This is a genomic window from Methylobacterium sp. FW306-05-D, from assembly GCF_058782155.1.
On record NZ_JBYSXL010000107.1, the window covers coordinates 1 to 10739 of the forward strand.

Here is a 10739-nt window from a genome sequence, read left to right on the forward strand (position 1 = left end):
GCTCAGCATCGTCCCTCCTGCATCAGAGAGACGAAAACGAAAGCCAAACCAATCCGTTCAGGCGACGACAGACCCTAGGAGCCCGAAACGAACTTCAAGGCTGCGAGCGCTATCGCCAAGCGGTAAGCTCTCGACCACGTCGAGAAGCACGGGACCATGTGAGACACCGAAGACGCCGAGCGCGGCGTTGCGCTCGTTCATGATCTCCTGCCACGTGATTGTCGGCGGATTAGGAACGCGACCTTCCATCGCCGCCCAGTGGAACGCCTTCCAGGCTTCCCAATCGCCCGCCTCGCCCGGGTCCATTTCAAATCGTTCAACAACAAGCTGGTACACCTCGCCCGAGAGTGCGACGGCCTGCTTGTGCGTGAGCTCAATGGGGCCGGCGCGAAGGCTTGCGAAGATGCGTTCGAGCTGAGCACCAACTGAACCGACGCGCATCTTAGCAGCGGCTGGGTCGCGCACTCGAAGCGAGAAGCTGATTGCGGGCCGAATCGTGACCTCGACGACTTCCTCTGGCGTCGCCCCGAACGCCGGCAAAGTGATTGGATAAGAACGGCCACGTGCGCGAGCGACGATGTCGGCTGGCACTCGCTTCTGAAATTGGCGGTACGTGGAGTCGCGGCGCGTTGTCGCGGTCGTCATGCGTAGGCCCATCGAGCGTGTACCCCGGTGATGTATACCGGTCCTGCCCGAATTTACCTACGATCTCAGTGCATCAACGACTTAGGGGGGAATGGTGCCCAGGGACGGAATCGAACCGCCGACACTGCGATTTTCAGTCGCATGCTCTACCAACTGAGCTACCTGGGCCTCGGCCGGTTCGCGTGAGCGGCACCGGCTGGAGCGGGGGTATAGGGGGTGGATTGCGGGCTGTCCAGCCTGGATTGCGAAGAGATTTGCGGAGCGATTTGACCGGCGGATCGGGGCCCTCAGCCGGTCCGGTCCGGGCGGGGACCGATGCCGTCGGCATCCTCGTCCTCGTCCTCCACGGTCGGGATGGCGTAGCGGTCGGTGAGCCAGCGCCCGAGATCCACGTCGGCGCAGCGGGCCGAGCAGAACGGCACGAAGGCGGGCTCGGGCGGCTTCCCGCAGATCGGGCAGGGATCGGGCTTGGAAGGGCCCGCCCGCCGGCGGCCGCTGTCGGGATCGCTCATGCCGCCCCTCCCCAGGCGCCGCGGACCGGAAAGCCCTCGCCGTCGAGGAGGCTCACGGTCTCGTAGAGGGGCAACCCGACCACCGCGCTGTGCGATCCCACCAGCTTCACCACGAAGGCGCCCGCCAGCCCCTGGATGGCGTAGCCGCCGGCCTTGCCGCGCCACTCGTCGGAGGCGAGATAGGCCTCGATCTCGCGCGCCGACAGGCGCTTGAACCGGACCCGGGTCTCCACCACCCGCTCCCGGCGCACGTCCTGGGGCGTGAGCAGGCAGACGGCGGTGTAGACCCGGTGCTGGCGCCCGGAGAGGAGGCGCAGGCAATCGGCCGCCTCGTCGGGCAACTCGGCCTTCGGCAGCACCCGGCGCCCGACGGCCACGACGGTGTCGGCCGCGATGAGATAGGCATCCCGCATGTCGTCCCGGCGCCGCGCGGCGGCTCCGGCCGCCGCCAGCTTCTCGCGCGCGAGGCGCCGGGCGAGCTCGCGCGGGGTCTCGGATTTGCGCGGCGTCTCGTCGATATCCGCCGCCAGGAGCGCGTCAGGCTCGATGCCCACCTGCTGCAGGAGCGCGAGGCGCCGGGGGGAGGCGGATGCCAGGATCAGGCGGGCGCTGCGACCCTGAGCCGGAATGTCGTCGGTGATCGTCACGTGCGGGCCGTCATGGGGGCGAACAGATGTCCTGTGAGGGGGATGGATCGGCGTATGGCCGCGCCACGCCCTGCGCGCGGACCGACCCCGCCGGAAAAGCGGGCGGAACCTAGCGGAAAGCCCCGGCCTTGTGAACGCGCCCTCCGGGCGGGGCCAGGACGTGGACGAGGGCCGCGCGGCTCAAGGCCCGTGGACAATGGGTGCGGGTCTGGTATGGTCCCGCTCGTGGCCGCACAGGCCACCGCCGCGGCCACCAATCCGCGTCGGGCGGGCGTAGTTCAGTGGTAGAACGTCAGCTTCCCAAGCTGAATGTCGTCGGTTCGATCCCGATCGCCCGCTCCAACTAACTCACTGCATCACATATTATTTTCGAACGTTGGCGCCGCTCTGAATGAGCGGGTGATTCATTTGTGTCGCCACCATGTAGCCACGGGCGGCTGTGTCGCCAAAGCGCACGCTCCGACTTATGGCTGCGTCTTGTGCTCGCTGGAGATCGGCGATCTTCCTCGCAGCGATACGACACGCGATTCGCGGGTGGCGGCACACTGAAGCTGCTCAGCTGGCTCATCGAGCATCGCCACGATCCGGTCGACGACGTCCAGCGCGAGCTCGGCCAAGCGCTCGAACTCCTCGCGCGGGATCTGCCGTGCAGACATCTGACGGCCCGGCGGGAACTGAAAGACGTTGCTCATGCTGAAGCCGGTTCCTTGACGTCAACGCGCCCTCGAACAAGATCAACGCCGTAAAAAAGCACTGCGATCTCATGCACTAATTCGTCAGGATCGATCAGTTCCAGATCGAAGAGTATTGTCTTAGCCGCCGCGCCTTCCAGTGTTCTAGCTGGCCTTTTCCTAAGTGGGCCAAGGATGCGCCAAATCTCTTTGTGATTACGATCGAGCTTTTGGCTTGCTGCGTGGAAGCCTGTCTCAATATCAATCTTCCTTTGCTTTTTATCGTATGCTCTTGCCATGCTCATATCGATCCTCCAATCAGGACGATCCCCTATTTGCCGTTCAATGATAAAGGCACTTATTTTCCGCAGCCTGTGAAACTCTGATTCAAGCTTCACAGTTTCTGCTAGCATTGGACGAACTTTATCAGCGGCAGCAATCAACACAGCGTCGGGATGATGCTTTGCGGTCTCGGAACGGATCACACGAGATGCCGAGGCTTTCGTGGCTGCGGCACGCTCGGCCAACGAAAGGCCAGCTTCCGATCCCCGTGGGGGAAGACGGCGAACTGCGTTCATAGCAATGCTCCTGACGGTTGAGGCTCAAAGGGGGAGGATGCCGTAGGCAGCGACGCCGCCAACGATGAGGATGAAGGCCGCCAGCAGTTCGCCGGTCGAATTCAGGGCATGAAGGGTCGTTGCCATGCCGGGGTGCTCCGGGGCTGGAAGTAGGGGGGGGCGCTGCAAATGGCGGTATCTGGCCGAGCGCTAAAAGTCGGCGTTGTCCCGAAATCAGGACACAGCTATGATTGTGGGATTCGGCGAGTGAGTCAACCGAATTCAGCACAGGATACTTAAATGCTCGCCATCCAGTGTCGAATGGCCCGAACGGCCCTTGGATGGGGGGTCCGGGAGTTGGCTGCTGCGGCGGATGTGGCTCCCGACACTGTCACACGGTTCGAGCGCGGCGTGGTCCTTAAGGAGCGTACTGTAATGGCGCTTCGCGCAGCTCTCGAAGGAGCTGGGGTGATCTTCATTGAGGAGAACGGCGAGGGTCCTGGCGTGCGCCTCCGGAAGCAGCCGGTATGATCCTCAGCGCGACTCGCTGAAAGGATCTCGAATGTCCGCCAAGGCCGTCATCTCGTTCGACAAGCTGCCGCTGTTCGTCCGGAACGACAACCATCTGGCCGAGGCGATCGTCGGGCCGGACATCGAGGACAAGCAGACCTGGCTCGCCAGCCTGCCGACCCTGGAAGCCCACGGCTTCCCGAAGAAGGTAGGCTATGGGCGATACCGCCCAGCTGTGAAAGAGTTCTACGATCGGTTCTGCTTGTTCGGCACTCCACCGCTGCCTGGAACTGGGGCGAAGTTCGAGGATTCTGAATCCTGGACCCGTCCTAAGCGCAGAGGGTTCAAGCGGCCGACCGACAAGCGGTAGGCTTTAGGCTGAAGCCAGGATATTTGGCGCGCCTGCCACTGAATTCGACGCTAAGGAATCCGAGCTGTGCCATATTATTCAGTGCGAATTACCGGTGACGATTGTGAAGCTCAGGCCATGGAGGCCAGTCAAACATTCAATGGACGAGCTGCTGATTATACGGGAAGCGTACATTTCTTCTATGTTCAAAGAGGCCACAGTCTTGAAATGCTCAAGATGAATGTTGAGAGTGTTGTTGGCGATGAATGCGAAGTAGAAGTAAAAAAAATTACTAAGAGCGAGTACAACTGGAAAAGTCGGTAGGTATTCGATCGTTGTGCGTATGGTGCGCCGTTCAGGCTAACGCATCGCTTCGGTTATGGCTTCCTGCAAGCGTCGTAGTCCTAGCTCAGCATGCGCGGCGCGCTCCTCTGCGCGCTTCGCCCGGTCCTCCGCGGCACGGACGCGGGCCTCACTGTCCTGCTCGCGGGCTGACAAGCGGCGGATCCCGTCGAGGGTCGCTTTCCAATCAAGGTGCCCCGCGTCCTCCTCCTGTGCGTCGGCTTCCTCGTCGAGCATGTCGGCAAGGGTACGGCGCTCGTCGCCATCGTGCTCGATGATCTGGTCTTCGTGAACGCGCAGAGTCATTGCAGTCTCCGGGGACGGAATTCGGGACAGGAGCAGGGCGGTCTCGGCGTGGGTCGGGATTCCGAGGCGTCCGTCGTCGACGAGCACAAGGCGGGCGTGCAGGGTGCCGGCGATCAGGGGCAGGCTTTCCCACCCGATGCGCCGGGCGTTTTTGGCGTTCGGGCTGGTCAGGGAGGCCTCGAGTTTGCCCTGGTAGCCCTCCGCCCATCCTGCTTTCAGATCGACGGCGAGCTGCGACAGCCCGAGCTGCCGCCGACGGGCGACGAAGTTCGCCATCAAGTCCGGGAAGGTCTCGATCAGGGCGGGGGCCGGCGCCGGGAGGCGCGGTAATCCCGTCATGGGCGAGGCTCCATGCCCCGTTCCATCGGCTCGACGCCGATCGACCGGTTTAAGCCGTCCTCCACCTCGTTGAACAGCCGGCGGATGTATACGAGGTTCTGGGCCGGGATCAGTCGCCGGGCCGACTGCGTATCGCGCGAGCTCCAGCCCTCCTCGCTGAACGGCGCGCCGAGCACGCCCTGCAGCGCCTGGACCTTGCCGGCGGTCGGGCCCGCTAGCATGTCGGTGATCGAGTTGGCCGAGAACTTCGATAGCGGCTTGTCCGCACCGATCAGCCGGTACATGTCGGCCTGCCCGCGCGTGGCCTTCGCCGCCATCGTGTTGGCCTCGTCCAGCCAACCCAAGATGCCGGACCGCGCGATGCTCTCCTTCATCCACTCGGACGGTGTACCGGGAAGCGGGCGATCGGCGGCAAGGGCGTAGGCCGCGGCCGAGATGCCGCCCGCCGAGATGGCTGTGACCAGGCCTGCGAGGGTGTTAGCGTCCCGGCGCTGCAGGTTCGCCCGCATGATCCGCTGCGTTGAGGCGAAGACGAAGCTCTTGTGCTGGCCGAACAGCCCGAGGAGCGGGCGGGACAACCACAGGGGCTTCTCCTGGCCTGGTGTCACCACGGCGATGTTCACCTCGCGGCGAACCGCCTGCTCAAAAGCGAGGCGCGCGTCACGGTCGATCCAATCTGCCGTGTTCGGCAGGTGCACCTCATCGATAATACGGCCGGCCCGGTCGAACTGGTCCCGGATGCGAACCGCCATGCTGGCCTCGATGTTTGAAGCCGCCAGGTCCGACAGATCCTTGGCCGTGGCCTTACCGAGGCGCACACGCTCGGTCGCCTGAAGGATGGCGTTCATCGAGGAGATGCCGGCGACCGTCTTCGTGAAGTCGGTCCACGGCGCCTGCAGGTTCAGGACCTGGAATTTCTCGGCGAACATGTGCACGCCGCGTTCCAGGCGGGAGGTCGGCTGCCACTGATGGGACAGCTCGTCGAGGGCAACAGATCGGGTCGCCAGCGCCATCTCGGATGCAAGGCCGAGCGCCTTCAGCTCCGCCTTGGCTCCCGCCCAAGCCGTGCTCTGCCCGGCCAGCCCCTTCAGCCACGGCGCATAGGCACCGCCGAGCACGTTGCCGAAGCCCCAGCGGAACACGGCGCCCGCGATGTCGGGGATGCTGCTCAGCACGGACCCGCCGAGGTCGAGGATTGAGTTCGCGTCCCGGACCACGGCACCGACGCGTGCGGCGTTGCGGGAGCCGGTGTCCCCCTGCAAGGCGAAGGTGCCTTTGATCCGGTCGCGGATGCCGCCCACGTCCCGGATGTCGTCGCGGCTTTGGTTGATGACGCGGGCCTGCTCCTCAGGCGAGAGGACCGGCGAGCCGTCCGGCCGGCGTTGCGCCACCGCGGCCTGCGCCTCGTCCTGGATCGCGCGAACCCGCTCCGTCAGTATGGGGTCGCCGAAGCGCTCGGCGAGCACGACGTCGGGCACCGTCTGGCGAAGGTACTTCCGGACGACGCGCTCGGACGATCGCTCGAGGTAGGGGGCGATGACCTCGTTCGGAATGTTGAAGTTGCGCGAGTGGAGGGCACCGCGCGCGGGGTTGCCGCCGCCCGGGCCCGCCGCGGGCGAGGCGTCGGCATAGGGCAGCCGGCCGTCCGGCGAGGAGATGATCCGGTCCGCGATCTCGCGCGCGCGGTCCGCGAGATCCTCGCGGGTGAACTGCTTGTCTGCCCCTAGGATGCGGCGGACGGCGGTCTGCACGGCGTCATCGGCGGACGCAAGGCGCGCGGTCGGGTGCGGCTTGCCGGCGGCCTCCGCGGCGGCGGCTCGCCGGGCCTCCAGCCTCTCTCGCGACTTCAGAGCGGACACCGCCTCGGCGGCGCTGTTGCCGCCCCAGGCTCGCACCTGCTCCTCGATGTCCGCGAGGACGCGGGCGTGCATCTGCTCGTTGATGTCCTTCGCCTGCTGAAGCAGGTCGCGCTCCCATTCCGCGAGGCTCTGGCGGCCTTCGAGCGTGCCAAGGCGCCGGGCGTTGGCGTCGGCCGCGCTACCGGCCTCTGCTGCCCGGATGCGGTTGCGGCCCGTTGCGCGGTCCACCTGGGCCTTGCGTGCCCGTGCCGATGCAACGAGGTCGCGGTATGCCTGGACCGTGTCCCGCGCCGCTGCGGCCGCGTTCTCCGCATCCTCCAGGCCGATCGATGGGGCGCCGCCGCCATCGTCTAGGAAGCGCTCCGGCCCGGCCGCCTCGGACCCGGCCATGTCCCGCTGAAACCGGGCGACGTCGACGCGCTTGTTCGCGTCGTACCCCAGGCGCGCCATCTCCGCCCGCAGGTCGGCTGCGACCTTGCCCATCTCCCAGGTCTTGAATTCACCGTCCGGCAGGTGCTCGCGGGCGTACCAGGCCGGCGAGCGCCCGCGCACCGCCTCGTCTAGGATGCGCTCGACGTCGACGGCGCTCGGCCGCTCCGGGAAGATGCCGGGGAAGTCCTGCGTGAAGCGCTCGCCCCACTCGTCGAGGGAACGTCCCTGCGGATTGACCAGACCGGGCCGGCCCTTGCCGCCGGTCATGGCGCGGACCTCCCCGCCCGTGTCGTTCACGCCGCCGTTCTCGACGATGTACGAGACGAAGTTGGGGTCCTTCGGCGCCTTCCGCCGCCCGATCACCAGATCGGCCATCATCTCGTCGTCCGGCGTCGCGAGGAAGCGGCCCTTCAGCTCGGCCTCCTCCGCCCGGTCGAGGGCCGCCGGCGTCATGCGCGACTGCCGCTCGGCGCGCCGGGCATCCTGGATCTGGGCCGCCAGCTGCTGCAGTTGCTCCCGGGTCGCGGGGTTCGTGGCCTGTGCCTGCATCGAGGCCGTGAACTCGGACAGCTCCGACAGCTCAGCCGCCTGGTCCGCGATCCGCTCCTCGATCTCGGCGGCCCGGGCGCCGGTCCGATTCACCTCCATGCCTCGTTCAGCCTGACGGGAAGCGAGGTCTCGCAGGCGGGCCTCGCGGCGCTCCAGCTTGGCGGTGATCTTGGCACCGTCGGCGACGATCGAACGGCGGGTGGCATCGAGGTAGTCGACGCTTTGCTGCACGGCGACCTGGCGCGTCTGCTCGGCCTCCAGCCAGCCCGTGGTGTCGTCGACAAACTGCGGGAGGTGCGCCTTCAGGTACTCGGTGTTGAAGACACGATGGAAGTAGTCGGACGCGCTCTCGACGTCCTTGAGGGCGGCGAAGTACTCCGTCTTCTGAGCCCGCTCGAACCAGGGCAGGAACACGTTCTGCCTGATCCAGGTGGCAACCTCCGCCACCTCCGGGATCTCGTGCTGGTCGCCGCGCATCATGGCGTCGCTGACCGCCTCGTCGAACTCGGTCGTCGTCAGCTTGCGCTCGGTCCCGGCCGGCGTGCGTCGGATGTCGATCGCGGCTCGGGTCTTTGCGAACGAGGGCACCGCCTCGCGGGAGCCGAAGAAGTACCGCGTGTATGCGTCATCTACGACATGGGCATGGGCCACGTTGAGGGTGTCGCGGGCGTGAGTGATCTCGCTCTCGGCCGGCCCGACACCGCCGCGTGCCGTCGCGCGGAAGCCGCCCGCGGCGGTGTTGTCGATCGTCTGCAGAGCGACCTCCGCCAAGTCCGCGAGGGTCCGACGGGCTGACATAATCGGCGAGGCGAACAGGCGGGACACTGGATCTGCTCGGGACAGCGCGTACCCAACGCCGGGAATGCGGTCGAGAAGATCGCTCACGGGCTTGGAGGTGCGAGCGTCGGCCACTCCTGCGCCTGCTGCCTGGACCATGCCAGGACTGTTCGAGTTGGCTCCGGCCGGAGCTTTTGGGGCCTGTGTTCCCATCCTGACGCGGGGCTCGACGTGCTCCACCGCCGCCAGCGCATCGTCGAGCGTCCGCACCTCGAACGGCACGCGCGTGTCCAGGTCGTGCACCCGGGCGCCGGCCTCGATCTCCGCCGCGGCATCGTTCGCCAGGACGAGCGGGGTCCGGGCGCCGGTCTCCGCATCCACCTGCACGAGGCGCCCGGTCGTCGGCGCCACCTGCACGTCGCCCTCCGGCAGCACGGCGCGGATCTCCGCCGGTGCCGGCTGCAGGGGCTCCGTCTGCCAGGAGACGTCTTGCCGCCACTCCGGCGCGCGCTCGGCCGACGGCGCGGTCATGCGCAGGTCGCGCGCAGCGGCCGGCGGCGCCTGCCCGGCTAGGAACTCCCGGTCCGCATGAAGCTGCCGCGCCAGGATGCGCGACTCGGCGCCGGTCAGCAGCGCCGCCGCACCGCCGCCGATCAGGCCCGACAGGATGGTCGACGACGCGATCGTGTGCAGGGCGTCCTCGCCCGTATAGGTCAGCTGCCCGGCGCTCATCATGGCCGCGCTCGCTGCGCCTTGCGCCGCCCCGCTTGCCGCGCCCATGGCGACGGACCGCCCGACCGCCACGCCGCCGCGGACGTTGCGCGCGATCACCCCGAACGGCAGGAAGATGGTCGGGTCGATCAGCCCAGCGCCGAGCGATGCCACCGTGCCGCCAATGCCGGCCTGCTCCAGCATGCGCTTGTCGCCGAGCTCTTTGTCGATCCGGCCCTTCAGCTCCGCCGTCTCCTCCGGCGAGCGCGAGCCGACGAACCGCTCGCCCCAGTCCCGGGCGTAGGACGTGCCCTTGATGTCGTCGAACGGGTTGTAGTCCGGGCCGGCGGGCGCGATGGCCCGGGTCGGGAGCGTCGTCAGGACGCCGATCGGCGAGCCGGTGCGGAACGCTGCGCCAAGGAGCGCGCTCGGCTCGACGGCCACCGGCGGGGCCGGATCGACGCCAAGCGGCACCCGCGGCGTCGGCGCCATCGGGTCTTCATCGAAGAACGGCATGGGTGATGCTCCGAACGGGATCAGGCGAGATGCGGCCGCGCGCCAAGGGCCGGCCGGGGTGGCGCGGGGTGGCGGTGAGCGGCGGCGAAGGCTTCGAGGTCGTTCAGGTCGTAGAGAACCGCCCGGCCGATCCGGATGAAGGCGGGCCCGTCTGCGGTCGCGCGCAGCGCCTTCAGCTTCTGCGGAGACAAGCCCAGGTGCCGGGCGGCCTCGGGAGTGCGGAACTTTCGGGTTGCGGGACGGGGTGAACTCGACATCGGCGCCTCGTTGGGGTCGGCCGACATCATCGCGGACACCTGAAATGCCCGCACCGCACATGTCCCGCAGTGAATCGCTGGGGCCCTTCAAAGCCCTCCGGGGCCGTTGATTGAGCCGCCCGGATAGCAGGTTCTGCGTCTTGACAGCCTGAACCGCGTCTAACCCTCGGTCGCTGCTACCGATTTGCGGCGTGTCAGGCCGTTTTGAGGGGGGGGATTGAAGAGGAAGCAGGTTCTCGGGGCGAGCGAGGGAGGCTCGGACTTTCATGCTCTCTCGTGATCCGTGGTCGTCCGTGGTGTGATCCGTGGTGTCGTCCGTGGTCAAAGACCAACGAAAACAGATGCTTAGCCCAACCACGGATCACCACGGATGACATTTGCCCTAAAAGGAGAAACGTGCGCGCAGGGGTGAGGTGATGTTGGCGAAAAGTGATCCGTGGTCATCCGTGGTAGGCGCATCTGCGCGGCTGAGTGGCTACACGGTGGCGACACGACCCGAGCAGGCGTGGTGAAAACGCCGTCCGCGCATACACTTAAGGTGGGGGCGACGTCAGTTGGCGATGCTGAAGGGCGGCGCATTTGCCCGACGGATGACCACGGATCACTTGGCCGCAAACCACGGATGACCGATCGCGACCACGGATGACATTAGACGGCAAGGCCGCTGCCCCTCGGATGGCGAGCGCGGCGCCCGGGGAACGGCGGCGGAGAGGCCCAGGTGGCGGCCGGCGGCGAGCACGAGGCCCGGGCGGGGCCGGGG

General features: G+C 66.8%; 8 protein-coding genes and 2 tRNA genes. 2 read left to right on the plus strand and 8 right to left on the minus strand.

The features are described from left to right. Nucleotides 1-57 precede the first annotated feature (57 nt). From AC3WLN_RS22235 to AC3WLN_RS22250, 4 genes are all read right to left on the minus strand, one after another. Nucleotides 58-645 carry a hypothetical protein gene (locus tag AC3WLN_RS22235; protein WP_492484917.1) on the minus strand — a complete coding sequence of 196 codons (588 nt, stop codon included), beginning with the start codon at nt 643-645 and terminating at the stop codon, nt 58-60. A gap of 92 nt (nt 646-737) precedes the next feature. Next, nucleotides 738-813 (minus strand) — tRNA-Phe (locus AC3WLN_RS22240). 119 nt (nt 814-932) lie between these two features. Continuing rightward, a complete protein-coding gene (locus AC3WLN_RS22245; protein WP_492484919.1) occupies nt 933-1157 on the minus strand; it encodes a DNA gyrase inhibitor YacG in 225 nt (74 codons plus the stop codon). Next, nucleotides 1154-1804 (minus strand): Maf-like protein, encoded by a 651-nt coding sequence (locus AC3WLN_RS22250; protein WP_463773860.1) that lies wholly within the window; start codon nt 1802-1804, stop codon nt 1154-1156. The genes AC3WLN_RS22245 and AC3WLN_RS22250 overlap by 4 nt, the downstream gene beginning before the upstream one ends. A 267-nt stretch (nt 1805-2071) precedes the next feature. On the opposite strand from AC3WLN_RS22250, the gene AC3WLN_RS22255 reads away from it, so the two are divergent. Beyond that, a tRNA-Gly gene (locus AC3WLN_RS22255) sits at nt 2072-2146 on the plus strand. Between the two features lie 122 nt (nt 2147-2268). Here AC3WLN_RS22255 and AC3WLN_RS22260 read toward each other — a convergent pair. Both AC3WLN_RS22260 and AC3WLN_RS22265 read right to left on the minus strand, forming a co-directional pair. Further along, nucleotides 2269-2496 carry a hypothetical protein gene (locus tag AC3WLN_RS22260; protein WP_492484921.1) on the minus strand — a complete coding sequence of 76 codons (228 nt, stop codon included), beginning with the start codon at nt 2494-2496 and terminating at the stop codon, nt 2269-2271. Continuing rightward, the gene (locus AC3WLN_RS22265; RefSeq protein WP_492484923.1) at nt 2493-3053 is read right to left on the minus strand and encodes a hypothetical protein; all 561 of its coding nucleotides are present in this window, start codon (nt 3051-3053) and stop codon (nt 2493-2495) included. Before AC3WLN_RS22265 ends, AC3WLN_RS22260 begins: the two co-directional genes overlap by 4 nt. Nucleotides 3054-3594: 541 nt before the next feature. On the opposite strand from AC3WLN_RS22265, the gene AC3WLN_RS22270 reads away from it, so the two are divergent. Beyond that, complete coding sequence (locus tag AC3WLN_RS22270; protein WP_492484925.1) at nt 3595-3912, plus strand: hypothetical protein; 318 nt, start codon at nt 3595-3597, stop codon at nt 3910-3912. 339 nt (nt 3913-4251) lie between these two features. Here the strand turns inward: AC3WLN_RS22270 and AC3WLN_RS22275 are convergent, their stop codons facing one another. Together AC3WLN_RS22275 and AC3WLN_RS22280 are read right to left on the minus strand one after the other, a co-directional pair. Next, a complete protein-coding gene (locus AC3WLN_RS22275) occupies nt 4252-4815 on the minus strand; it encodes a hypothetical protein (protein ID WP_492484926.1) in 564 nt (187 codons plus the stop codon). A gap of 59 nt (nt 4816-4874) precedes the next feature. Further along, the gene (locus AC3WLN_RS22280; protein ID WP_492484928.1) at nt 4875-10247 is read right to left on the minus strand and encodes a hypothetical protein; all 5373 of its coding nucleotides are present in this window, start codon (nt 10245-10247) and stop codon (nt 4875-4877) included. Nucleotides 10248-10739: the final 492 nt, after the last annotated feature.